A 24,267-nucleotide genomic window follows, 5' to 3' on the forward strand; every position below is an offset into this window, starting at 1 on the left:
ATTTTTAGTTAGTCGTGTTTTATGAATTACGACTTGTTTAATTGCTTTATAAAATAAGATGGGTAGATTCCTTTTTCTTTAAAAAAAGATTTAGAAAAAGATTCTGCAGTTTTAAACCCGACTTCTTGAGCAATAGCATTAATAGTATAATTTCGAAATTTTATATTATACTTTAACTCGTTAATAGCATAATTAATTCTAAGGCTATTTAAATAATTAGAAAAAGATTGTTCTTTATAATGATTTATAATTTTTGATAAATAAGATGAATTTGTACTTAATTCTTTTGAAATACTATTTAGTGTAAGTCCTTTTTCTAAGAAGTTTTTATTTTTTTCAAACTGCTCTAGTTTTTCTAATACTTCATTAATAATCTCTTTTGAGATATTTAAATTTTCATTATTAATTATTTTTGTGTTCTCTTTTTTATTTAACGATTTAGTGTCGTTTACTATTTTAATATAACGTCTTTTATAAGTATTTTGAGTTTTATAAAATTTAAAAACAAATAAAAATGCAATCACTATAACTAGGCATAAAACGATACTAATAATAAAACTAGACTTTTTTGTTTTAACTAATTTTTGCTCTAGACTTTGTTGCTTAACTTTCAGTTTAGGTATATCATATTTTTTAATAATCTCATTTTCAGAATAATTATAATTTAAATCTAAAATACTATCGACAACAATAAGTTTTTTTACACTGTTAAGTTGTTCTTTTTCTATTCCTTTTGTTGAATAATAATTAAATAAACTTTTATAAACATCTCTTAGTTCTATAAAAGGGTTATTAGTTATTTGATAAATTGAATCTACTTGTTTTAAAATAAATACCGCTCTATCTGGATCTTTCTTTTCGTGTATTTTTGCCATATAATATAAACACATGGCTAATCTATTGTCATCTTTAATTTGAGGCTTCAGTTTTTCAAGACTGTCAATAGCTTGATTATATTTTTTTTTAAAATAGTATGAGCTTCCACTAGTTAAAAGAAACCTGTTATACATTACATCTTCATTTTGTTTTTGGGCTTCTATTATACCTTCTTTTACATATTTAAGTGCTGAATCGATTTCTTTTCCTCTTAAAAATGTTTTAGATAAATCATCTAAAGCAATTAAATAATCTGTTTTATACTTATTCTTATAATCAGATTGTTTCTTTATAAAATCTAATTGTTCTTTAAAAATAACTAATGCATCTTTATAATCTCCAAAGTTGTATTTAATCCCACCAATAAACTGTTTTATTTCTATTTGCTGTTTTAAATTATTACTATTTACTGCATATTTGTCTGCTTTTAAATATTCATCTACAGCTTTTTTATCTTTACCCTCATTATAATAATGATAGCCTTTAAGCATATAACCCAATGCAGGATAATAAATATGATTCTGATTTATAGTTAAGTCAATAATACTATCTGAGTATTTAATCGCTCCCTCATAATTGCTTATGTAAGATTTATATAGATAACTATCAGCTATTTTAATAATATCATTTTCTTTTTTTGCTCTTTTAATATGGACCTCTACATATTTATTTGCGACAGAGTCTATATTCAAACTACTAAAGAACCCAGTTTTTAACTCCTCGTAGGATAATTTTTTTAGTGAATCTATACTATTACCTTGGCAAAAAGCATTTTGGAGAGCAAAAAAAGTAATTATTAAAGCGAAAATTTGTTTAAATCTCATTAGATAGTCTAAATAGAATTGTAAAACTACACTTTTTTAAGTAAACCCTTTTAAAACCATTGTTTTAAAATATTTTTAATATATCGACATTTATAAATGTCGACTCGATATTTACAAATACCGATATACACCACTTGCAAATCACTTAATCCTGCCGCTACATTTGCCACGACACTAATTTTAAAAACCAACGTTTTATGGCATTAGAAAATTTAATAAGCATCACTTTTACAGACGAAGAGTTAACACAATATGATGCACACCTTACAGGGATACAAACTTTACTTACAGGTAAAACAGTAAACCTTACTCCAGAGCAACGCCAGCAATATGGACGTATTGCTAACCAAAATAAACTCATTGTAGATAAAGCCAAAGGTTATATGGAGCAACACCCACAATGGGTCCCTAATTTTATAGATAAGGCAGAGTTTGATCGCGATTATAATGCCCGCACTCAGGTAGAAACCAGAGCCCAACGTTTAGAAAATTTAGCACAGCAATTATTAGATACCAAAACCTTACTAGACCACGACAATTATACTAATGCTTTAAGCTTTTACCGTATGCTTCGTTTTTTAGCAGGCGAAAACGAGCCAGGCACCAAAACAGTATACGAAGACATGAAAGTACTATTTGCAAAATCTACTAGTGCTACAAACAACACAAATAATAATACAAGTACTTAAAGCTACGTCAGTTCGAGTGAAATTTTGCAAAAATTTAGCCTGCCCTCAACTTGATTGGGGTATCGAGAACTAGCATTACTGCTCTAAAAGCAGCTCTCTAAATATATTTAGCAGCATTGTGTAAGCTGTAAAACAATCTAACAGACGATTGTTACCCATTGCCAAAGTACCTATAAAGCAACGAAAACGGCTACCTGCCCTTTTGTGTATGGGCTTATAGCATATTGCTAAGGGCTATAAGACCAAATATAATGCCTTGAGGTGATAACAAAAGGGCTTTTTAGGCTTAATAATAACAGTAAACAGTATAAGAACGTGGGGCTAGTACTATAGTATTACTGCCAAAACCCATAAACCAGAGTGGTTTTTATAAAAGTAACTGGTTCTCGATACATTCTATTGGCTTTACAAGCCAATAGAACACTCGAACTGACGCTACTTTTAGATCACAATTAGAAAAATATAATTAAAACCAAATGCGCTTAAAATCGATACATTTTTTAAAAGTAGGGGTACTATTTACTGGTATTGGTTTACTGGCATTTGGTTTTAATTATATCACGCTTAGCCTTATAATAAATGGTAGTGCGATACTACTTATTTGTTATGCCATATTTAGAATAAAAAAAGATTAATAATACATAAACACTAATAATCATGACACAAAACATTTTAAAACTTTTATTAAGTCTAACTTTAATTTTTACAATATTTTCTTGTGAAAAAGACGACCAAGCAGTAATAGACGAATCTCAATTAGAAAAAAAAACACCATTAGTACTAAATAAAAAAATACCATTTGAACATGCCTTACATTTTAATACAATACAAGAAAAAGTAAGCGATTTACAAACAAAAATAACTAACTTACAGTCTTTAAACAGAACTAGCGAAGACGATATTACAATACTAACAGACGAAGTCTTGTATGTTACTTATGCTAGTACGCATACTTATACATTTAAAATTTTGCGAGAAACACCTCAAGCCTATATAGAGAATATTACACTGCATTATGATATAGATACAGACAATTATAAAGAGTACTTAGTGCAGTATCACGTACCAGCAGACCAATACGAAGCATTGTATAACGGTAGTATGCTAGAAAATTCAAATAATGTGGCTATTACGTTATTAGATACTGGTTTTTTTGAAACCAATACCCAAGCCAGAGATTGCGAACGGGTTTGCCAAACTATTTTTGTAGACTGCTCTTCAGGAGCACACCATGCTGGAAATGTAGGGAGTTGGGGAGGTTGTACTGCAAGTGAGGCGCCTTCTACTTATCAGTCTTGTGGCTCTGTTTGTGATGCAATCACTGCACCAGATGGGCCTTCTGGCGGAGGTGGTAACGATGGAGGTACTGGTGGTGACGTTGTTATCATTTCTAACCCATTACCTAATGAACCTTGTGCAAATAGTAGTACTGGAGATACGGGTGTTAAAGACAATAATGGTGGTTGTGTAACGCTTGAAGAGGATGATTGTCCACCAGTATCATCAGATGTCTTGTCGCAATTAGAAGAAGCTTTTGGAGAGGATAACGTATCTACTTTATGTGATGATGAATTATTAGAAAACGCTCCTGTAACCAATAGTATTGAAGATATTAATGCTCTTTTTGATGAAATAATGCAGCGTCAATTTCAATCAACAAGCCAAGGAGAGGTTGACCAAAACAACGTTAGAGCAGACACACAGTCTATTCGTCTTTCCGATCCACCTGTTGAAGCAAATATTGTAACAACAGTAAGATTAAATGAACCGATAAATCCAGACGATGAGTGCGTTAATATAATTTCTGTAACATCTGAGGCGTCTGGAAACACAGCACTAACTAAATGGGAACAATTAGACTCAATAGATCCTAACGACCCTCTAAATGGAGTTTTAGTTACTAATAAAGATTTATTGGATGAGATTTGGATTGAGGTACGAGGCAAGTTAACGGTTGGTTCTCATTATGGAGATTTAGGTAAATTAGCAATTATTACAAGAATTGTAACGGTTAAATTATACTATAACTACACTACAGGAGAGTTTATGAATGGTAGAATTTTAAGTTCATTTTAATCACTTATTTTAATTAATTACTCAAGTCTTTTTTAAGGCTTGAGTTTAAATAACAAATCATGAAAAATCTATTTTTATTATCTATACTACTTTTTCTATTAAGTTGTAAAACCGCACAACAAAAAACAGTTATAAAATACTTGTCATTAACAAGTAATGAATATAAAACAATTAAAAAAGATAAAGAAGTTGTTAATAATTTATATTTTTTAATAAAAGACTCTGTGCAAACAAAAAAATTAAGTAAAGCTTTAAACCTGTACTTAACAGGAAAAGACACTAGAAAACAACTAATACAAGCAATGGAAATGTATAGTGTTTTTGGTAACGATGTTGAAATAACAGATATTAAAATAGACTCTACAAATAACAATTATATTAAGTTTAAATCTTTAGAAGAACTTAAAGCTTTTGAAAAAAAATTAACTAAAGGGCTTGAAGCTCGTGGCGGTAATATTCGAGACCTTAAAAAAGACACGTTATAACATGAAACAATTATTTTTATTATTAACATTATTTTTTTCTTTTTAACTGTAAAACATTAGAACAAAAAAGCTTTTAATGAAAAACACAAGAAAAAAGATTTTCTTTAAACAGTTTACAATACTAACAAAACAATAACGCAACTATGGATTTAATTACACCTGATTATGGATTAGTTATTTGGAGTATAGTACAAATACTAATTGCTATAGCTATTCTTTATGTACTATATAAAGTAGTAAGAAAGTATCTAAATACTAAATAAGTTAATACATTAAAAGAGCCTGTTTTAAAAGAGATGCTATAAAAGTATACTTTTTTATACAGGCTCTTTTTTAATAAAAACACTAAAACCATGGAAAATAGCTTTTACACGCTAGGAATATTATCAATATTAATAATCGTTTTTAAGTTTATAATGATGCTATTTGCTATTACAGCAGGCTATTATGTACTTAAGTTGCTTATGCTATACCAAACGTATTTAAAGCTAAAAATTCAAGATTTAAATCGTAAAATGGGGCAAGAGTAAGCTATATGTCTAAATAATAATAATAAAACCATAACTATTTAGTTATGGTTTTTTTGTTTCCAATCATGCTTTAAATACTGTAATGCCTCAATTAATGCTTGTTTAGACGACTTGGGGTTAAAACCCAAGTCCTGTCTAGATTTACTAATATCGTAATCTTGTTTTAACCCGTAAAACATATCTAAATAGTGTCTTTGTAATAAAGGGGCTTTGCCTGTTATTTTACTTCCAAATTCCATTATACTAGCAATGGCATATAACAACCATTTTGGAACTTTTTTGGGAATCTTTAATTTTAATTCTGGATATAATTCTGAAGCTATTTTTACACTATCTTGTAGTGTAGTATGTTGAGTGTTAGCTAAGATATAACGCGCTCTGTTTTTTCCTTTTAACATGGCTTGATAAGCACCAAAAGCAACATCTTTTACATCAATCCAATTTAAGGTAATATTAGTGTCTATTGGTATTTCTCCTTTTAGAATTTGATAGACTAATTTATTAGAATAACTTAATTTATATGCTTCGCTACCAATCATTGCAGAGGGTAAAATTAAAACGGTTCTAATGTTGTATTGCTCGCTTAATTTTAGTGCAAGCTTATCTGAGTCATTTTTAGAATTAAAGTACCAATTTCTTCGGTCTTGATTATAACCATGATCTACATGTGCTGGTAGTTTTGTAAAATCTAATGCCGCTACAGAACTTACATAAACAATGTTTTTAATGCCACAAGCTTTTGCTGCATCAAACACGTTTTGTGTGCCTTGCATATTAGTATCATAAATTTCGGCTTTTGGCTTTTTTGCCCACATATTAAAATTAGCAGCTACCGCATAAATATTTGTAACGCCTTTAAATGCCTTTTTTAACGAAGCTTTGTCTGTAATATCTGCTTGCACAACGTCACAATCTAAACCTTCAAAAGGTGCTTTGTTATTAATGTTTCTAACAGTAGCTCTTACTTTTATGTTTTTAGAGAGTAATAACCTAACCAAGTTATTTCCTAAATGGCCATTGGCTCCAGTTACTAATGAAATGTCGTTGCTCATATTTTATTATTTATATAAGCAAATGTCGTGAGCTTCTAGAATGTAAAAAATAACATTTGTTAGAAAGTAACCTGTTTTCTAATACGACTTAAAGATTGTGGTTCTATACCTAAAAAGGAAGCCATGTTTTCAACCGAAACGTTTAGTGCCAAATTAGGAAACTGGTTTATAAATTTAAGATAGCGCTCTTTGGCTGTTAATAATTGAAAATCTTTAACGCGATCTAATTTACAGTTTAAATGTTCATTGGTAACAAGCTCTACAAACTCGTTCCAAAACGAGGTATTGTCTCGCATGAAATCGAAATCTTTTTTTGAAATTCTTAATACGGTACAATTGGTAACGGTTTCGTAATAATCAATTGAAGGTGTTTTAGTCATGAAACTCTCTAAAGACGTAAACACATCATGCTGCTCTATAAGATGCTGAATAACTATTTTGCCATCTATATTTTGATAACCTTTTACAATGCCACTACTTAAAAAATAGATATAACGTTCTACTTGTCCTGCTTCTAAAAGTTTTGTGTTAGCAGAAACACTAAGCGTAGTAAAATAAGTTTCTATTAATTTAATATCACTTGCTGTTATAGATACTCGTGATTTAATATAGTTAAGTAGCTCTCTCATTTGTTATCATTTCTGTTAGTTAAATAAAGGTTGTCATTTTAATGATGATTTAAAAGAAATAAGTAGTTGTATAGCGTTTTTAGTTAGTTTTTATAAACTTTGTTAGCAAATGCTATTTTGTCTTTTTGGAATATAGTTGGCTCAATTTCTGTATTGTAGGGAATTGTTTTAAAAATTATAGGCTTTTCTTTGTCTCCCCTATAAAAATCAAAAATTTGTTCTCTACTATTAATTAATCCTCTTGTGGCAGCTAAAAAAATGATATAACTATCAAAGAAAGATACTTTAGTGTTATCCCAGACTATATAATAATCAGATAAATAAACAACTTTTGGTTCTTGATTATCTTCGTCTGGAAGAAAAGACATACAATCTGTTTCACTGTATAAATCAAAAAGGTATAACATATTGCCAAAGGAATTACCTTCATATACATAGTCCCCAAAATGAGTAAAGAAATCTCCTGTTTCCGATTTGTCAAAATAATCTTGCTCGTATATAAAAACATCTTCAAAGGGTAGAATATTAATACATCCTATCTCAATATCTCTTTTAAAAGGGAGTTCTAAGTCTGTAAATAGCTCTGGTAACTTTTTGTATGATAACGCATCTAATTTTGATGATAGTTTCCATTTTATAGTTAAACCATTAAATTGACTATAAAAATTAAAAACAGATTCCATTTTTATTTTTTTATAAAAACTTGAAGACTCATGCAACTCCGTTATTAACTTTTCTAATTCTTTGGAATTGAGTCCTTCGTTGAATTTATATTCAGTCAATTCTAAATAGGGATTAGTTTTAATATCTATTATAATTTGTTCAAATAATTTTTTGTAGTCCATTTAAATAAAAGCATATTTTTTATAAACATAATACTAAACTGTACTTCTAAGATTAAATTTAGTAATTAATTTTAATGCGTATGGAAGTTCTTTTTTATTGAATATATTTTGTGTTAAAATTAACAGAATTATGTTAATTCTCTTAGATGCGAAATCTAAAATAAAAAGAGCGGCGTATATAATATTGTAATTACAAAACTACCTGCAGTTTCATGAGACTGCTAAAAGATTCTCGGACTTTGTGGTAGACGATTTTCCGATATTTATTTTAACTCAATAGAATTTTATCGAAAATGAAACTTTTCATTTTAAGGTAAAAAATCAAAAAAATTACAAAACAATGAAAACAAATTTTAAAGTAGTAGTATTAGTAATATGTATCTCTTTTTTTAGCATATCAAGTTTTGCAACTAATACAGTAGAAACCCCTATAATAGAAGACGTAACAGTAATTAATGCACAAAAAAACACCGTAAAAGGCGTGTATAAAGGGCATGATGCTTCTGGCTATGTTTTTAGTATTGTTGACGAGTATGGAAGCGAAAGTAAAATGGTTTTTGAAAAAGTAGATGATGCCGTTTTAAAAGCTAATGACTTAGAGTCTAAATCTTTAATTGGAGAGACATTTGAAATTACTTTTGAAAAAACAATGGCAGAACAATTAGATAGTAGTGGCGAAGTTGTTAGTCAAGAAATTAAAACAATAAAGGGATTAAAAGCATCTAGATAAGAGGCTTAAATACAATCTAAAAAAAGGCTATCTATTTAATGAGATAGTCTTTTTTGTTTTATAAATACTTCCCAAATAAAAAAACCATAGACTACTAGATATTCAAAACCAATAATCCAGAGGTTTTCTGTATGATCTGTATTGGCATAAGCGAGATAACTTATTATAATTATAAAACTCCAAACTAAAGGAAATTTGTACGTTGTAAAAACACTTAAACTAAGAATAGTTGCTATATACCAAGGATGTACAGTAGTGCTTGTAAATAAATAAAAGGTAAAAGCAAAAAGCATTACTGTTATTAATTGCTTTGTATTTGAGTTCTTTTTAAAGTATGATAAGTATAAAATATAGAGCACGGTTAGTATGGGTAATATTTTACCAATAATAGCAATTTCATTCCAACCTCTAAATAAATAACCTATTTCTCGAGCCACATAATATATACTAGCATTAAACTCAAAATTACCAAACCATAAACCTACAGTTTTAGAATAGTTGTCTATAAATTGTGTTGAGAAAAAAGGTGCAAATATTATAAGTGTTGTAATACCAACGATTAGGTAAAAACTAATTAGTTTTATCATTCCTGACTTTTGACTGGGCTCAATGTGAACTTTAGCAGAAACTTCCATTGTGTCATTGCGAGGAGTTTGCGATGTGGCAATCTCATTAATTGAAACAGATTGTTTCATTTTACTCTCGATAACGTTGTTTTTTTTCTTTGTTAAAAACCACCAAAAAAATAATGGTAAAAACATAAGTGGAACCAATTTTGTTGCAATAGATAAGGCGAAAATAACTGCTGCTAATTTCCATTTATTGCTATGTAATAAATACAAACTCCATACTAAAAAGAAAATCATAACACCTTCAAAATGCAGGTTGCCAGTAAGTTCAATAATAATAAATGGGTTAAGAATGTACCAGAAAATATTATGTATTGGTAATTTAAGTTTTTCTAATAATTTTTTACCAAAGTACAGTGTTCCAAAATCTGCAGCGATAATTAGTAAACGTAATACAGCAGCAGACCCAACAATACTTTTTCCTGCAAAGAGTCCAGCAATAATAAAACACAATTGATTTACTGGAGGATAATTAGTATAATGGCTAGCATTTAATTCTCGCATACCAATATAGAGTTCTTGCGCTTGTGCTATTGGTAATTCTCCATTGGATATAAAAGATTGGGGTGTGTGTAAATAGGGATTAAAACCTTCAAGAACCATACGGCCGTCCCAAATAAAACGATAGAAGTCTTGCGATAAATTAGGAATAGCAAGAATAAAAATAGCTCTAAATACAAAAGCTAATGCCGTTAAAAAACGTGTGTTATCTTTATTGCTTTCTACTAATTTGTAAAACAGAAAAAATAACGTAACATAAATACTAATAAGTTTTATATAGTCTGTTCTTGCTAAATTATATGCAAACACAACATAAAGTACAACACTTATAAGTGTAAATAAAAGTGGTAATTTATTGGTTTTAAATAAAGCTAAATTGAACATTTAATTTGCGTTAGCGGTTGAAACGTTATCCTTTTTAAAAATAATTAAATATTAAGTATATTTTAATTGTAAATGTAACAGATTACTATATTGCTTATGCTTTGCAATACTGTTTTAAAAAGATTTAAGTGGAAAACGCGACCTTTAGGTAACGCCCAAAACATTAACATTATGCTTTAGAGGTTAGCGATTTAAAAAACACAAAACCAAAACCTATAGTTAGCATTAAGTGAAATGGGAATAATCCAAAATCACCACCTTGATCTCCTACAATAAAAGCACTGTACATTCCAAAGGCGAAATACAACATTAATAGTCCTTCGAAAATGACATTAACAGATATGTTTTTCTTTAAATATTTATTGCCTTTCCAGCTGTCTTTTAATGTGCTAATATTGAATTTTGGAGTACGAACAAATTCACTTCGCTTACCAATATGTCCTTCTAAAACAGCGATAGAGTTATGTAAACTAAAGCCCATTGCTATTGAGAAAAAAGTAAAAAATAGCACGACATATTGAACAAAGTTTTTAATATCGCTACCATATGTGCGTTTATACATAACCCAATAGCATATAAAGAAAATGATAGTACTTACAACAAAGAAACTCATGACATAGAAATAGGGCTTTAAATGCGCATATTCATTTTTAATATATAGCATTGGTATGCTTAAAACGCCAACTATAAGTACATTTAAAAACATGGTGCTGTTTAATAAATGTAATAAGCCATGTAATTTTGTTTTAGATGAAATGTTTTTGCTTTTTAGAACGCGCCACATCATTTTTCTAAAGTTTTCTGCACCACCTTTGTTCCAACGAAATTGTTGCGAGCGTGCAGCGCTAATAACTACTGGTAGCTCGGCTGGAGTTTCTACATCTTCAAGGTATTTAAACTTCCAGTTTTTAAGCTGTGCACGGTAACTAAGGTCTAAATCTTCGGTAAGTGTATCGCCTTCCCAATTACCAGCATCTAGAATGCATTGCTTGCGCCAAACACCTGCAGTACCATTAAAATTAATAAAATGTCCTTTGCTATTTCGTCCAACTTGCTCTAATGTAAAATGGGCATCTAGTGCAAAGGCTTGGATTCTTGTTAGTGTAGAATAGTCTCTATTAATATGTCCCCAACGGGTTTGTACAACACCTATATTACGATCTATAAAATGCGGAATGGTTTTTTTAAGCCAGTTTTTTTGCGGTAGGAAATCGGCATCGAAAATAGCTATAAATTCGCCTTTAGCAATTTTTAAACCTTCTTTTAAAGCACCAGCTTTAAAACCCTCACGATTAGTACGACAAATGTGTACAATGTCTAATCCTTGTGCTTTTAGAGTGTCGATTTGAGATTTAGTTGTTGCTACTGTTTCGTCTGTAGAATCGTCTAAAACCTGAATTTCTAATTTCTCTTTTGGGTAGTCTATTAGTGCAATGTTTTCTAATAAACGTTCCATAACATATTGCTCATTAAAGACTGGCAATTGTATAGTGACATAAGGCACTTCTTCTGGATTGTTAAAATTTAAATGCGGTGTTTTTATTTGCTTTTTTTGAGCAGATAAATAATTAAATAGCAAGTTTAACTGCGCTAGAGCATACATGAAAATAAGCACTAATGCTATCGAATAAATTACTATTATAAATAAATTTAAATAAATCACTTTTTAAAACTGTATTTAAAAATCCAACCTAATATCTTAAAGCCTGCAAATATAGTACCTTTTACCGTTCCAGACACCTTAGATACACCTATTCTTTGTTTATACCTTACAGGTATTTCTATATACGATAGTTTCTGTTTCAAAGCCTTAAGTTGCATTTCTACTGTCCAACCATAGGTTTTGTCTTCCATATTTAAGCTAACTAACTGGTTATATTTAATTGCTCTAAATGGCCCTAAATCTGTGAATTTAGCATTAAAAAACAAGGCCATTAAAGTTGTGGCTAACCAATTACCAAAAACTTGTTGCGGTGTCATAGAACCACCTTCTCTAAGTCGTTTTACTCTAGAACCTATTACAAAATCTATATTATCATTAATAATTGGGCTTACTAATTTTGTTAACTCTTCGGGGTAATCACTATAATCGCCATCAAGAAATACAATAATATCTGGTTTAGAATCTTGTTTTGCTATATAGTTCATGCCTTTTAAACAGGCATAGCCATAACCTTTATTGTTTTCTGTAAGTACAGTTGCTCCTGCATTTTTTGCATTCTCTACTGTATTGTCTGTAGAGTTATTGTTAACTACAATAACCTCTTCAACATGTTTAGGAATATCATTAATTACATTTGCAATAGAATCTTGCTCGTTATAAGCAGGAATGATGACTTTTATTTTGGTCATTTAAGGTCGCTAAGTTTGTTTTCTTTTTTAAAAGTGGCTAAATCTGTCCATTCTTTTATTCTTTTTCCTTCGGAATACTTTACTGCAGAAATTAATTTTTCATTTTCATACATTAAGCAATAGCCATTTTTTTGGTTGTTTTTTAATTGACATTTATGGTTTACCTTTTCTTCGGCATCATAAAACAACCACCAATTTGCTTTTTTGCCATTAACAAAATGGCCTTCTTTAGTTTTCTTTCCGTTAGAGCTGTAAAATTGCCAATAATTTGTGAATTTTCCTAAGTTGAAATCGCCTGCTTTTTCTAATTGGCCATTTTTATGATAGAATTTCCAGTACCCTTTTTCTTTTCCGTAACTATATGCACCTTCTTTTTGAAGCTTTTGGTTGTTGTATATTTTCCAATAGCCTTGTTTTTTATTGTCTTTAAAAGTGCCCTCTTCTTTAAGTTTTCCTGTATTAGTATAGGCTTTCCAATAGCCCGATTTTTTTCCTCTACTACATTGTCCTTCGGTTTTTAAAGTACCATTGTTATGGTAGAATTTCCAATGCCCAGTTTCTAAACTATTTTTATAATGTCCTTCTTTTTGAAGTGTTTTATTTTTAAAATAAAATTTCCAGAAACCAGTTTGTTTTCCATTTTCAAAACGCCCTTCGGTTTTTAAAACTTTATTTGCATAATATGCTTTCCAGTAATTTACTTCTTTATCATTTTTAAAAAGACCTGCTTTTTTTAGGTTTCCATTATTGTGGTAAAAGATCCAATAGTCTGTCTTTTGATTGTTTTCTAACCAACCTTCAGATTTTAACTGCCCATTGTCATAGTAGGTTTTCTTATATACCTTTTCTGCAGTAGCATTAAAGCTTATTATAAAAACTAATATGTAAAGTATGTGTTTCATATTCATTTTCCGCGAAAGCGGTAATCTGTTTATTGTTTTAATACCTTTTATGGATACCTATTCCCTAATAGATTTTATTGAAACTTATTTCTGATTTACTAATTCCATTAAATCAACATCGTTTCCTAATAATACTTCAGTCGGATTAATTCTTCCTTTCATACTATCATTCTCTAATTTTAATACACCACGAGGACAAACAGCACTACAAACACCACAACCAACACAACTAGAACGTACAATGTTTTCTCCTTTTTGAGCATATGCACGAACATCTATTCCCATTTCGCAACTGTTAGAACAATTTCCACATGAGATACATTGTCCGCCATTTGTTGTAATTCTAAATTTAGAGAATAAACGTTGTTGAAATCCTAGAATTGCAGCCATTGGACATCCAAAACGACACCAAGATCTACTTCCTAATATTGGGTAGAACCCAGTTCCAATAACACCAGAAAATATAGAACCAATATATATACCGTAAGCCGATCTTAGCGCACTACCTTGTACAAAGAATACATTGTCTGTTGTGCCTGTAAAATGCATGGCTAATAATAGTGCGATAACTACAAAATAACCAATAGCACCCATTTTAGCGTCTTTACCTAATTCTTTGCCTCTAAAATATAGTACAGCAGCAAATACTAGCGTTAAAAAACCTATTACTAAAGCTATAAATACACCTCGAGTTAACCAGAAATTATTACTATCATAACCTAAATAGGTATATACCATTGCTGTAGTCATAACTACCGAGAATACTAAAACAGTATGTATTAACCAACGCTCTAATTTCCATGCAGACATCTTTTTAGATGATAATTGTCTAAAAGAATCGCCTGCAGTTTCTGCTAAGCCACCGCAACCACAAACCCACGAACAATACCAACGTTTTCCATATTTATAAGTTAAAATTGGTGTGATTACAAATATTGAAATAATACCAAAAAGAATTAACGCTAACCCAATATTACCATTAGAAAGAAATCCATTTACAGACCATTCATCAAAAATGTAATAGTTAAGTGGCCATACACTTTTTAAGTCGTAGTATGGTAAATCGCTATTCATTACATACATGAATTCAGGAATTAAATAGGCGAAACCTAATTGGAAAAACATAACCGAAATTGTACGTAATTGTTGATATCTATTATGGCGATATTTTAATATAAATTTATAACCGAAAGCAATAATTGCCACAGTGTAAAGTGTACCGTATACAAACCATTGACTTGCATTTCTGCCGCTTAATAAATTACTTAACGGATCGAAAAGCGATATAAGACCTGTATTAGCTGCACCATCTTTACCTAGGCCTAGATATTGCGGATAAAAATATAATATTACATAAAAAGCGGTTAGTATAATACCTAATGCCCAACCCAAAGCACCACGAGAGGAAATGGATTTAAACCAAACACCATCGTTTTTTATGCCTTCTAATTTTGTTAAATATGCATCTCTAGAATAAATAACTGTTCCTATTGTAATTAAGCCTAATGATAAAGCTAAAAACAATGCTCTATTGGGTAAGTCTACATTAAAAAATGCTAAGACTAATATTAATAATCCAATTAAACCTGTTGCTAATGCTACTTTCTGTTTTGTTGAAATGTCTTGCGCATCTGGTGTTGCTAAAGACATACTATGATTTATTTTATTGCTCATTTTATTTTTGGATTATGCGGTTTGTAAATTGTTGTTGTAAGCAGACAGAATGTCTTTTTCAAAATGCTTGTAAAACTCTGGATCGAAGTTGGCTTCAGGTAAATGTTGCATAACATAATCAACATCACGTTCTTCTGTTAGCCAGCGGTCAAAGACATCGTGCCGCATTCGTATTCCAAAAGTATTGATGCCTAGAAATTTATTATTTGTAGTATCATAACATACTGTAATACATTTAGTATCGTCTTCATGTTTCCAATGGAAATGTGCTTCATTTTCTCTTGGTTTAGCAAAAACCCATCCATAAGTTTGGTATTCTATATCTAAGAATTTAGCAGAGTTAAACCAATGCCCTGGTTTATATTCAAGTTTGTTTCCACATATGGTTTGGGCTAAAGTTTCGCCCATCATTCTACCAGTGTACCATACAGCTTCAATTGGTCTTCGTTGTCCAATACCACCATCACGTTGCTCTGCGCAATCGCCAATAGCATAAACATCTTTTATGTTTGTTTCAAGGTGTCTATTTACTAAAACACCACGATTGGTTTCAATCTCGGAGTCTTTTATAAAGTTGATGTTTGGAGACACACCAGCAGTTAAGCCAACAACATTACAGTCTATTTCCTCATTAGTTTCTGTAATAACTATAGATTTTGCACGTCCATTTTCATCTGCTTTTATTTCTTTTAAATTTACGCCTAAACGTAAATCTATGTGGTGATTTTTTATGTGCCTGTTAATCATTGCACTTTCACCTTCAGGTAAAACACCATTCCAAAAACTGTTTTCTCTTACTAAAAATGTTACTGGGATATTACGAGAGTTTAACATTTCGGCTAACTCAATTCCAATTAAACCACCACCAACAATTACTGCACGATTACATATTTTATTGTTAGGTGCATTGCGTTCTAGCGTATCTAAGTCTTGCTTACTATATAAGCCTTGTACGCCTTCTAAATCTTGCCCTGGCCAACCAAATTTATTAGGTTTACTACCTGTAGCAATAACTAGTTTATCGTATTGTAGTGTGTCGCCTCCTTCAAAATGAAGCGTTTTAGATGTCGTTTCAACGGTTTTTACGTATCCTTTTTTTAGTTCAATTCTATTTTTTTTCCAAAAATAATCTTCATAAGGTTTAGTATGTTCATATTTCATATGCCCCATATATATGTACATTAATGCTGTACGTGAAAAAAAGTGCTCTGTTTCGGCAGAGACAATTGTTATTCTTTTATCAGAAAGTTTTCTAATATGTCTAGCAACTGTTACTCCCGAAATGCCGTTTCCTATAATAACTATATGTTCCATATTTTGGTTTGGTTTTTGAATCCTATTTGTGAATACGTCGAGACTAAAGATAAAAACTTAATTCTAAGGCGCGTATTTAGAATTTATATAAATAAAGAAGACGTTGTAAGTTTTAAGAAAGAATGATGACGTGAATTTTTTTGTTTTTTTTTGAAAGTTTGCTGAAATGTTTCAGACTGAAGGCAGAGTTGTAACGTAATTAAAATAGTTTGTTTTCCGCTTATATGTCGGGATTTAAATAGAAAAATAAAATAACTTATGAAAAGAGTAGCACTTATATTAACAATGATTTTCTTCGGAAGTTTTCTTGGAGAAGCACAAAACTTAGAATCGTTCTTTAAACAATCTGATGCCTTTTTTAAGACTAATGTTGCCAACGGAAAAGTTGCTTATGCAAACATTAAAAAAGACACCAAAGCATTAGAAGATGTTTTAAAAATAGCAGAAGGTATTAAAGTGTCTAAAAGTGATGCTAATAACTATCAAGCTTTTTGGATTAATGCATACAATTTATCTGTTATTAAAGGAATAATTGATCATTATCCAACAAAATCACCATTAAATCATAAAGGGTTTTTTGATGGGACAAAACATAGTTTAGGAGGAAAAAAAATTACTTTAAATGATATAGAACACAAACTATTACGAGCGCAATTTAAAGATGCTCGCTTTCATTTTGTATTAGTTTGTGGCGCTATAGGCTGTCCGCCATTAATTAATAAAGCTTATTTACCAAGTACTTTAGATGCACAATTAGAAAAACAAACAAAATTAGCATTAAACGGTAATTACTTTATTAAAGTAAATACTAAGAAAAAGAGAATTCAAGGTTCAGAAATTCTTAAATGGTATAAAGAAGACTTTACTATGAATGGCACTACAGAAATCGATTTTATTAATAAATATAGAACCGAAAAAGTACCAGCAAAATCTAAGTTATCTTACTTTCCGTATAACTGGAATGTTAACAAGCAATAAAATAAGCAAACAAAAAATAATAATAAACCAATTCTCTTTTAAGAGAATAAAATAAATTTTAAATGAAAAAACTAGCATTAGTATTAATAGCATTAACTATAAGTTTTATAGGGTTTTCTCAAGAAGAGGAAGAAGCAACAAGAAGTAATGTACAAGAGTTTACACCTTCAAAATTATTAAAAAAAGGACAATGGGATATCAAGTTTTTTAACAGCTTGTATACACAAACAGAGCAAACAGATAGTAGAAGTAAATCTCTAGAAATTGCTAGACAAAACTTTTTTACAAATACTACAGAAGTGTATACTGGAGTAAGTAATAACTCAAGAATTAATGTAGGTTTAATTTTTCAAGTACGATCTAATACTTTAGGAGGTCAATCAATTTCAGATGTATTTAAATTTGAAGATAATGGTAATGACTTAAGATCGGGTTTAACAACAATAGCACCTTCAATTCGTATTCAGCCATTTAAAAACATTAGTAACTTTTCTTTAACGAGTTCTTTTTATATTCCTGTTTTTAAAGATCAGGCAGATACAGTTCCAACAGATAATGTGTTTTCATATTTAGATTTAAGAAGTTATGCTTGGGAAACTAAATTTTTCTACGATAAAACGTTTGGAGGAAATAACTGGCAGTTATTTACAGAAGTCGATTTTAAATACAATTTTGGAGACGATGAAGCTGAAGCTGGAGAAAATTCATCTGAAAGATTTGCAAATAATAGTTTAAATCTTCCTATAAGTATCTTTTTAAGTTACTTTCCAAGTTCAAAATCTACAATATTTGTAAATACACAGCAAGCTTTTTTAATTGATTTAGGAAATGATTTTGCACAAAATTCAACAGCATTTGGTTTTGGAGGGAAATACCAATTAACAGATGTTTTAAACATAGAAGCGTCTCTTAGTAAAATTGTAAGAGGTAATAACTTCCAAGGATTAGGTCAAACATTTAGTATTGGTTTAAGAGCTTTATTATAGTATTAATAGTAAATTAGGGGTTTAATATTAGATCAAAATGAAATATACTAAACTCCTTTTTCTTTCTATTTTTTGCTTATTACAATCTTGTAATTCTCAATCTAAAATTAATGGTGTAAGCTTTGTAGCCTCAGGAATTCCTGTTACAGATGAACATGTTAATCCTGTAGTTAAGGTAAATGCAAACTATGCAGCAGTAATGCCTTTTGGGTTTATTAAAGATTTAAAAAACCCAGATATTGTTCATAATACTAATCGACAATGGTTTGGAGAAACCAGAGCAGGCGCTAAGCAATATGCAGAGACGCTACAGGCTAAAGGCATTAAAATTATGATTAAACCTCAAATTTGGGTCTGGCATGGAGAGTTTACTGGCTATATTAAAATGGAAAACGAAACCGATTGGAAAAAGTTAGAAGATTCCTATTCTAAATTTATTTTAGAATATGCAGATTTAGCCCAAGAAGTAAAAGCGGAATTATTTTGTATTGGTACCGAGTTAGAGCAGTTTGTAAGTAATAGGCCAGAATACTGGAACAGTTTAATATTAGAAATAAAGAAAAAGTATAAAGGCAAGTTAACTTATGCCGCTAATTGGGATGAGTTTAAACGAACACCATTTTGGAGTGACATAGATTACATAGGAGTTGATGCTTATTTTCCTGTAAGCGACAATAAAACACCAACCGTAGAAGAATGTTTAGTAGGGTGGAATAAGCACAAAACTGTTATTAAAGAAATGGCAGACAAATATAAAAAGCCCATTTTGTTTACTGAGTTTGGATATAGAAGTGTAGATTTTTCTGGTAAAGAACCTTGGAAATCTGATAGAAGCATGACAAGTGTAAATTTAAAAGCACAGACCAATACAACTAAAGCCTTATTTGAAACCTTTTGGAAAGAAGAATGGTTCGCTGGAGGATTTATATGGAAGTGGTTTCATGATCATAAAAAAAGTGGAGGAGAGAAAGATTCTCAATTTACACCTCAAAATAAACCTGTAGAGAAAGTGATACAATCACACTACAGTATATATTAAATGAAAAAGTTAAAAACCATATTTTTTATTGTAGTTGTCTTTTCTTGCGCTTCAAGTGATGATGTGGTTTTCTCTAATCTTTTAAATGATTATTTAAATAATCGAACTATAGAAACTGGTGCCGTTATTGCATGTGCAGCTAGCGATCAAGAAACAAATGCCGTTTTAGCATTTTATTATCCAGAAAATGGAGCTTCCAATATTAGGTTTTATGAAACGAACACTACAGATGTTGACAAATTAGACTATTCAAAATATAAACGTATAGATTTAGAAAGTGATCCTTTTTTTAACGGGTATTTAGGTAAATTTACTAGAGTATCTCAAATAGAAAAATGGATTATAATTACTTACGAATTGAATAACGAGATTAAAATATCTAACCCTATTCGTTCTAAACAAATTACTAAACCAACAGTCTGGAATGAGAATGTTACCATTAATACGGAAACGACACTAATGCCAAAATTTACATGGCCAAATAATGCATTTGGAGATAATGCTATTTATTTTGAGGTTATTGCTACGGCCGAAAATAATCTCTTATCTGGAACTTATACTTATGAGAATAATTTTCAATATTACAATACCAGTAATGTGGTTTTAAATATTACAAATGGAGAACCTTCCCAGCTTATTCAAGATGCCGAATATAATTTCACATTGATGGATGTGAGTGAAGATAATTGGGTGAATTTAGTTACACGTAAAACATTTATAGCACAATGAATAGACTGTTTTTTTTAGTTTTTATTATAAGCTTATTTTCAATTAGTGCTATAGCGCAAGACAATCAAGTCCATGATGTAAAAGTACAAGGCAACAAAAAAATAAAATCGTCCTTTGTAAAGAATATTGCTAAAGTAAAACCTGGAGCTGTTTTAGATTCTACTATTATTGAAGAAGATATTAAGCGATTAAAACGATTACCAGCTGTTGCACATGCATACTATCAAGTGTTTAAATCTCATGATAATTTATATAATGTCTTTTACAATATTGAAGAGAACTTTACTATTATTCCTTCTGTAAATGTATATACTTCAACAGACGATGAATTTGCCTATCGTGTAGGGTTATATGAGTTTAATTTATTTGGACGAAATATGGTTTTTGGAGGGTTTTACCAAAAAGATATTTATAGTTCTTATGGCATTAATTTTAGAGCACCGTATTTATTTAATAGGCAGTTTGGATTGGCTATCAATCATCAAGATTTAACAACTCAAGAACCTGTTTTTTTTAATAATACTACTTCAGATTATCAATACAGAAATAAGTCATTTGAGGTTCTAGGTTTATATGAATTAAACTTTAAAAATAGATTTGAATTAGGTGTAAATTATTTTACAGAAGACTATCAATATAAGTTTGGAGCAACAGATCCTGCTGTACCACAAGAATTAAAAGTGAAAAAATTACTTTACAAATTGATTTATGAATATAATAGTCTGGATTACGATTATCAATATGTATCTGGTTTTAAAAGTATGTTTAACTTTCAATACGTTACGTCTACTAGTGACGACTTACCTGAGTTTTTAATTGGTTGGAACGATTTTAATTATTTTTTGCGTGTTGGAAGCAAAGGTAATTGGGCGAGTAGATTACGTATTGGTTTTGCAACTAATAATGACACGCCTTTCGCACCGTTTTCGGTAGATAATAACCTAAATATTCGTGGTGTAGGGAATACAATAGATCGAGGTACTGGAGCTGTTGTTTTAAATACGGAATATAGACATACTTTATATGAAAAAGATTGGTTCGCTTTACAAGGCAATGCTTTTGTAGATGCAGGTTCATGGCGAAATCCAGGAGGAGATTTAGGAGATTTTGGAGAGTCTCAAAATATAAGAATATATCCTGGAGTAGGTTTGCGATTTATACACAAACGTATTTTTAATGCTATTTTTAGAATCGATTATGGGTTTGGAATTACTAATGGTGATACGCAAGGATTAGTTTTTGGAATTGGTCAGTATTTTTAAGAAATATAGATTATAGTTAAATCGATTCGAACATTAATAAAAAGTTGTGAATAATTTGCTTATCCAGTTTTCTTTGTGTTTTTATAAAATCAAAAAAAGAAATCATCTAAAAAACTACTTTTTAAATGACCTCTTTTTCTAACTTATAATATTTATTGTTTAACCAAAGTCATATTTGCTGGAATAACAAAATCTGTTAAATCTTTTGATGTCCCATCTGCACATTTATCTTCAGATCCATATAAATGGTTATTAATTCTTGACCAATTTATAGTAGGTGTAGAACCGTCAATATAATTTAATGTTAACTTACCACTGGCGTAACGTTCACAGCTACCATCCAAAGGCGGTTCGTCATACATTAATTCAAGAGAGGTGGTGCTTAAAATTCTACTTCCAAATATGTATTTATCGATATTAAAATTTAGTCCTCCATTCGTAAGATAGGTATCATAAATAGTAACCCCGTTTTCTTTGTATAAAAATTCGCAATTTAATTGATCCATAAAAAACCTAGTTGAAGAAATTCTTGCTCTTTCTTTTTTAGTAAATGAGATTTTCAAATAAGTAGTACCATTATCATACACCCATGTATGTAAATATTTACCAAAAATATTTGTTAAATCTTTATAATAAACGTCTTGATTTCTATCATTAACTCTTGGGTCTTGAGAATCACTCATAGAACCACCATCTAATGGAATAATTACATCTTGAGCTAATACACCTGTAATGCTAAAGCTAGTAATTAAGAGTATTAATATTTTTATTCTAAACATATTTTTATTTTTTAAAGTTAATATAAAACAACATTCCATGTAAAGTTACCATCACTATCTTCAGTAGCTTCATAAAGTGTTAAACCAGAATATACCCTAACCAAATAGCTTGCCAAATACTTGTTTATCAAATCATTAAATACGGCATCACTACAAGTTCCTGCACATTCTTCATTTGCCTTATCTATAACTTCCTGTACATAAATTATTTCCATCGTTTTAATTTTGTCTTTATCTGGCTTATTGTTCGTTAAATAGTTTTCTGCAAATTCTGCAGCTAGGGTAACATTGTTAATTTTTAGAGCATACACTTTCAAATTAGGCGCGACTAATATAGCTGCTATATCTGGATTATTTGAATTATTAGTTTGTTTAACAAAGTTAAACAAATCTCTTGAAGTAAAAGCACTTGCTGCTCCCGCATAATGATTGTGCATTTGTGCATCTGTTAAAAAACTTGCTGGAGGTTCAAATTTAAAACCATGATTATCTACATCTGGTATTCCAGAACTTATGTTGTAATAATTTGATAGATTAGTATTTCCATTGCGATTAAATTGAAAACCATACTCAATGTCTCCTGTTGTTTTGGTTTTTAAATAAGCAATCTTATCTTTAATTTGTGGTTTTTCGGTAAGTCTATTTAAACTTTTAATATGGCTTGAATTAATAGTGAAAGGAGAGGTAATAACCGTAGGAGAAATATTTGTACTCCCAGTATTTGAGCTATTGCTGCCTCCACCACTCGTCCATATTGTATTGTTCCATTGAGATCCACTATCTGGGTTTGTTCCAGTAGTAGTTATTCCACCTCCACCAGCACTAGGTCCAGCAACAATTGCTTCACTTTGATCACAAATTTGATTATAGGTCACACTTGTACATATCCATTCTGTATCTTCGGGATTATCACAATTACATATGTTTATCCATTCGTTACATGAAAACCAACTTACACATTCTCTTTGCTGTATATCATTCAAAATAGTACTACTATCTAAATCTATTTCTTGGGATTTAACACCTATATTGTCGAAATCTGGAAAATAGTAAGCGACAATAAATGCTTTATATGTACCATCAGCTTGTAATGACAATACTAAGTTTTCTGTTATTTCATTGGGTTGATCTCTTATAATTGGAAAAGTATAGGAATGAGTATTATCTTCTAAAAACTCAACATATTTGGCATAATCAGTATCTATTGTAAAACCATATTCAGAGTTTTGTACATCTCTACTTTGTTGATTGGTTTTTACTTTTTTAAATTTTTCAAGCTTATTTGCAAGCTTTAAGTTTTTATAAAAATCACTTTCAGTCTTAATTTCTATTTTATATTTAGATTCAGTTATATTTTTCTCGTCAATTAATACTTCATCGTCATTACACGAGGCAAAGCATATACAAATGATAAAGAAAGAAATACCTGTTTTCAGATACCGTTTAAATTTTTGTTCCATTTAGTTAGAGTTATATTGATTAATACTAATTCGAAATTAGGGTATATAGTTAATATGTAAAAATAATAACTAGTAAACCATTCTTTTTATTGAGTAAACAAAGCTTTTTAATGAGTGAATATAATAAGTTGAAAATCAAGACAACAGCAATTAAAGTTTATTTAAGAGCCTTTTTACGCTAATTATTATTAAACAGCGCAATTTAAAAAATTATTTTAATAACACGTAATATATTACGTAATTTTTAATTAAGTGAATAATGACTTTTGTATGTGGTTTACAAAAAAAATAAAAAGCGTATTAAAATTATTGCAGAGCGTATAAAAGCATTACGTTTTAAAGCTGGCTATACTAGCCATGAAACGTTTGCAAACGATAATAATCTAGATCGTAAAGGTTATTGGCGATTAGAATCTGGACACAACTTTACTATAAATACATTGTTTAGAATTCTAGATATTCATGGGGTTTCTATAGAAGAGTTCTTCTCTGAGATTGATACAAAACAAGAAAAATAATATAATAGTTAAGAATTTGCTTCC

The 24,267-nt window shown here is 30.1% G+C and carries 23 protein-coding genes; 11 read left to right on the plus strand and 12 right to left on the minus strand.

Going from position 1 to position 24,267, the window contains the following annotated elements:
• Nucleotides 1-26: 26 nt before the first annotated feature.
• Nucleotides 27-1,700, minus strand: a complete 1,674-nt coding sequence (locus tag Q0997_RS04620; protein WP_299885225.1) for an AraC family transcriptional regulator — start codon at nucleotides 1,698-1,700, stop codon at nucleotides 27-29.
• A 197-nt stretch (nucleotides 1,701-1,897) separates the two neighbouring features.
• Between Q0997_RS04620 and Q0997_RS04625 the strand changes: the two genes are divergently transcribed.
• The 4 genes from Q0997_RS04625 to Q0997_RS04640 all read left to right on the plus strand — a co-directional run bounded on the left by Q0997_RS04625 (nucleotide 1,898) and on the right by Q0997_RS04640 (nucleotide 5,480).
• Nucleotides 1,898-2,389, plus strand: coding sequence for a hypothetical protein (locus Q0997_RS04625; protein WP_299885228.1), 492 nt, complete (start codon nucleotides 1,898-1,900; stop codon nucleotides 2,387-2,389).
• Nucleotides 2,390-3,046: 657 nt separating this feature from the next.
• Nucleotides 3,047-4,465, plus strand: a complete 1,419-nt coding sequence (locus Q0997_RS04630) for a hypothetical protein (protein ID WP_299885231.1) — start codon at nucleotides 3,047-3,049, stop codon at nucleotides 4,463-4,465.
• 59 nt (nucleotides 4,466-4,524) lie between these two features.
• A complete protein-coding gene (locus tag Q0997_RS04635) occupies nucleotides 4,525-4,950 on the plus strand; it encodes a hypothetical protein (protein WP_299885234.1) in 426 nt (141 codons plus the stop codon).
• Nucleotides 4,951-5,303: 353 nt separating this feature from the next.
• Nucleotides 5,304-5,480 carry a hypothetical protein gene (locus Q0997_RS04640; RefSeq protein WP_299885237.1) on the plus strand — a complete coding sequence of 59 codons (177 nt, stop codon included), beginning with the start codon at nucleotides 5,304-5,306 and terminating at the stop codon, nucleotides 5,478-5,480.
• 38 nt (nucleotides 5,481-5,518) lie between these two features.
• On the opposite strand, the gene Q0997_RS04645 is transcribed toward Q0997_RS04640, so the two are convergent.
• The 3 genes from Q0997_RS04645 to Q0997_RS04655 all read right to left on the minus strand — a co-directional run bounded on the left by Q0997_RS04645 (nucleotide 5,519) and on the right by Q0997_RS04655 (nucleotide 8,006).
• Nucleotides 5,519-6,532 (minus strand): NAD-dependent epimerase/dehydratase family protein, encoded by a 1,014-nt coding sequence (locus Q0997_RS04645; protein WP_299885240.1) that lies wholly within the window; start codon nucleotides 6,530-6,532, stop codon nucleotides 5,519-5,521.
• A 59-nt stretch (nucleotides 6,533-6,591) separates the two neighbouring features.
• Nucleotides 6,592-7,161, minus strand: a complete 570-nt coding sequence (locus Q0997_RS04650) for a Crp/Fnr family transcriptional regulator (protein WP_299885243.1) — start codon at nucleotides 7,159-7,161, stop codon at nucleotides 6,592-6,594.
• 83 nt (nucleotides 7,162-7,244) lie between these two features.
• Nucleotides 7,245-8,006: a hypothetical protein gene (locus tag Q0997_RS04655; RefSeq protein WP_299885246.1), complete on the minus strand. Its 762-nt coding sequence runs from the start codon at nucleotides 8,004-8,006 to the stop codon at nucleotides 7,245-7,247.
• 340 nt (nucleotides 8,007-8,346) lie between these two features.
• Here Q0997_RS04655 and Q0997_RS04660 point away from each other — a divergent pair, with 340 nt between their 5' ends.
• Nucleotides 8,347-8,736: a hypothetical protein gene (locus Q0997_RS04660; protein WP_299885249.1), complete on the plus strand. Its 390-nt coding sequence runs from the start codon at nucleotides 8,347-8,349 to the stop codon at nucleotides 8,734-8,736.
• A gap of 35 nt (nucleotides 8,737-8,771) precedes the next feature.
• Here the strand turns inward: Q0997_RS04660 and Q0997_RS04665 are convergent, their stop codons facing one another.
• The 6 genes from Q0997_RS04665 to Q0997_RS04690 all read right to left on the minus strand — a co-directional run bounded on the left by Q0997_RS04665 (nucleotide 8,772) and on the right by Q0997_RS04690 (nucleotide 16,492).
• Complete coding sequence (locus Q0997_RS04665; RefSeq protein WP_299885252.1) at nucleotides 8,772-10,250, minus strand: mannosyltransferase; 1,479 nt, start codon at nucleotides 10,248-10,250, stop codon at nucleotides 8,772-8,774.
• Between the two features lie 169 nt (nucleotides 10,251-10,419).
• The gene (locus Q0997_RS04670) at nucleotides 10,420-11,853 is read right to left on the minus strand and encodes a cellulose synthase family protein (RefSeq protein WP_299885516.1); all 1,434 of its coding nucleotides are present in this window, start codon (nucleotides 11,851-11,853) and stop codon (nucleotides 10,420-10,422) included.
• Nucleotides 11,854-11,909: 56 nt separating this feature from the next.
• Nucleotides 11,910-12,602 (minus strand): glycosyltransferase family 2 protein, encoded by a 693-nt coding sequence (locus Q0997_RS04675; RefSeq protein WP_299885255.1) that lies wholly within the window; start codon nucleotides 12,600-12,602, stop codon nucleotides 11,910-11,912.
• A complete protein-coding gene (locus Q0997_RS04680; protein WP_299885258.1) occupies nucleotides 12,599-13,504 on the minus strand; it encodes a hypothetical protein in 906 nt (301 codons plus the stop codon). Before Q0997_RS04680 ends, Q0997_RS04675 begins: the two co-directional genes overlap by 4 nt.
• A gap of 84 nt (nucleotides 13,505-13,588) precedes the next feature.
• Nucleotides 13,589-15,178: a 4Fe-4S dicluster domain-containing protein gene (locus tag Q0997_RS04685; RefSeq protein ID WP_299885260.1), complete on the minus strand. Its 1,590-nt coding sequence runs from the start codon at nucleotides 15,176-15,178 to the stop codon at nucleotides 13,589-13,591.
• A 12-nt stretch (nucleotides 15,179-15,190) separates the two neighbouring features.
• Nucleotides 15,191-16,492, minus strand: a complete 1,302-nt coding sequence (locus tag Q0997_RS04690; protein ID WP_299885263.1) for an FAD-dependent oxidoreductase — start codon at nucleotides 16,490-16,492, stop codon at nucleotides 15,191-15,193.
• 258 nt (nucleotides 16,493-16,750) lie between these two features.
• Here Q0997_RS04690 and Q0997_RS04695 point away from each other — a divergent pair, with 258 nt between their 5' ends.
• From Q0997_RS04695 to Q0997_RS04715, 5 genes are all read left to right on the plus strand, one after another.
• Nucleotides 16,751-17,470 carry a DUF547 domain-containing protein gene (locus Q0997_RS04695; RefSeq protein WP_299885266.1) on the plus strand — a complete coding sequence of 240 codons (720 nt, stop codon included), beginning with the start codon at nucleotides 16,751-16,753 and terminating at the stop codon, nucleotides 17,468-17,470.
• 62 nt (nucleotides 17,471-17,532) lie between these two features.
• A complete protein-coding gene (locus Q0997_RS04700; protein WP_299885269.1) occupies nucleotides 17,533-18,456 on the plus strand; it encodes a hypothetical protein in 924 nt (307 codons plus the stop codon).
• Between the two features lie 37 nt (nucleotides 18,457-18,493).
• Entirely contained in the window at nucleotides 18,494-19,495 is a 1,002-nt protein-coding gene (locus Q0997_RS04705; protein ID WP_299885272.1) for a glycoside hydrolase, read from the plus strand.
• Nucleotides 19,496-20,224, plus strand: coding sequence for a hypothetical protein (locus Q0997_RS04710; RefSeq protein WP_299885274.1), 729 nt, complete (start codon nucleotides 19,496-19,498; stop codon nucleotides 20,222-20,224).
• On the plus strand, nucleotides 20,221-21,486 hold the full coding sequence (locus Q0997_RS04715) for a POTRA domain-containing protein (protein WP_299885277.1): 1,266 nt from the start codon (nucleotides 20,221-20,223) through the stop codon (nucleotides 21,484-21,486). The genes Q0997_RS04710 and Q0997_RS04715 overlap by 4 nt, the downstream gene beginning before the upstream one ends.
• Before the next feature lie 152 nt (nucleotides 21,487-21,638).
• Here Q0997_RS04715 and Q0997_RS04720 read toward each other — a convergent pair whose 3' ends face one another.
• Together Q0997_RS04720 and Q0997_RS04725 are read right to left on the minus strand one after the other, a co-directional pair.
• Complete coding sequence (locus tag Q0997_RS04720; protein ID WP_299885280.1) at nucleotides 21,639-22,265, minus strand: DUF6705 family protein; 627 nt, start codon at nucleotides 22,263-22,265, stop codon at nucleotides 21,639-21,641.
• 17 nt (nucleotides 22,266-22,282) lie between these two features.
• Nucleotides 22,283-23,725 (minus strand): hypothetical protein, encoded by a 1,443-nt coding sequence (locus Q0997_RS04725; protein ID WP_299885283.1) that lies wholly within the window; start codon nucleotides 23,723-23,725, stop codon nucleotides 22,283-22,285.
• Nucleotides 23,726-23,997: 272 nt separating this feature from the next.
• Here Q0997_RS04725 and Q0997_RS04730 point away from each other — a divergent pair, with 272 nt between their 5' ends.
• Nucleotides 23,998-24,243, plus strand: coding sequence for an XRE family transcriptional regulator (locus Q0997_RS04730; protein WP_299885286.1), 246 nt, complete (start codon nucleotides 23,998-24,000; stop codon nucleotides 24,241-24,243).
• Nucleotides 24,244-24,267 lie beyond the last annotated feature (24 nt).

It is taken from the genome of uncultured Lacinutrix sp. (assembly GCF_947500325.1).
Classification (GTDB): Bacteria; Bacteroidota; Bacteroidia; order Flavobacteriales; family Flavobacteriaceae; genus Lacinutrix.

Bases quoted from the DNA above. Each gene is read 5' to 3' on its own strand.
- Q0997_RS04620 (WP_299885225.1), bottom strand. From the start codon at position 1,700: ATGAGATTTAAACAAATTTTCGCTTTAATAATTACTTTTTTTGCTCTC.
- Q0997_RS04625 (WP_299885228.1), top strand. From the start codon at position 1,898: ATGGCATTAGAAAATTTAATAAGCATCACTTTTACAGACGAAGAGTTA.
- Q0997_RS04630 (WP_299885231.1), top strand. From the start codon at position 3,047: ATGACACAAAACATTTTAAAACTTTTATTAAGTCTAACTTTAATTTTT.
- Q0997_RS04635 (WP_299885234.1), top strand. From the start codon at position 4,525: ATGAAAAATCTATTTTTATTATCTATACTACTTTTTCTATTAAGTTGT.
- Q0997_RS04640 (WP_299885237.1), top strand. From the start codon at position 5,304: ATGGAAAATAGCTTTTACACGCTAGGAATATTATCAATATTAATAATC.
- Q0997_RS04645 (WP_299885240.1), bottom strand. From the start codon at position 6,532: ATGAGCAACGACATTTCATTAGTAACTGGAGCCAATGGCCATTTAGGA.
- Q0997_RS04650 (WP_299885243.1), bottom strand. From the start codon at position 7,161: ATGAGAGAGCTACTTAACTATATTAAATCACGAGTATCTATAACAGCA.
- Q0997_RS04655 (WP_299885246.1), bottom strand. From the start codon at position 8,006: ATGGACTACAAAAAATTATTTGAACAAATTATAATAGATATTAAAACT.
- Q0997_RS04660 (WP_299885249.1), top strand. From the start codon at position 8,347: ATGAAAACAAATTTTAAAGTAGTAGTATTAGTAATATGTATCTCTTTT.
- Q0997_RS04665 (WP_299885252.1), bottom strand. From the start codon at position 10,250: ATGTTCAATTTAGCTTTATTTAAAACCAATAAATTACCACTTTTATTT.
- Q0997_RS04670 (WP_299885516.1), bottom strand. From the start codon at position 11,853: ATGTATGCTCTAGCGCAGTTAAACTTGCTATTTAATTATTTATCTGCT.
- Q0997_RS04675 (WP_299885255.1), bottom strand. From the start codon at position 12,602: ATGACCAAAATAAAAGTCATCATTCCTGCTTATAACGAGCAAGATTCT.
- Q0997_RS04680 (WP_299885258.1), bottom strand. From the start codon at position 13,504: ATGAAACACATACTTTACATATTAGTTTTTATAATAAGCTTTAATGCT.
- Q0997_RS04685 (WP_299885260.1), bottom strand. From the start codon at position 15,178: ATGAGCAATAAAATAAATCATAGTATGTCTTTAGCAACACCAGATGCG.
- Q0997_RS04690 (WP_299885263.1), bottom strand. From the start codon at position 16,492: ATGGAACATATAGTTATTATAGGAAACGGCATTTCGGGAGTAACAGTT.
- Q0997_RS04695 (WP_299885266.1), top strand. From the start codon at position 16,751: ATGAAAAGAGTAGCACTTATATTAACAATGATTTTCTTCGGAAGTTTT.
- Q0997_RS04700 (WP_299885269.1), top strand. From the start codon at position 17,533: ATGAAAAAACTAGCATTAGTATTAATAGCATTAACTATAAGTTTTATA.
- Q0997_RS04705 (WP_299885272.1), top strand. From the start codon at position 18,494: ATGAAATATACTAAACTCCTTTTTCTTTCTATTTTTTGCTTATTACAA.
- Q0997_RS04710 (WP_299885274.1), top strand. From the start codon at position 19,496: ATGAAAAAGTTAAAAACCATATTTTTTATTGTAGTTGTCTTTTCTTGC.
- Q0997_RS04715 (WP_299885277.1), top strand. From the start codon at position 20,221: ATGAATAGACTGTTTTTTTTAGTTTTTATTATAAGCTTATTTTCAATT.
- Q0997_RS04720 (WP_299885280.1), bottom strand. From the start codon at position 22,265: ATGTTTAGAATAAAAATATTAATACTCTTAATTACTAGCTTTAGCATT.
- Q0997_RS04725 (WP_299885283.1), bottom strand. From the start codon at position 23,725: ATGGAACAAAAATTTAAACGGTATCTGAAAACAGGTATTTCTTTCTTT.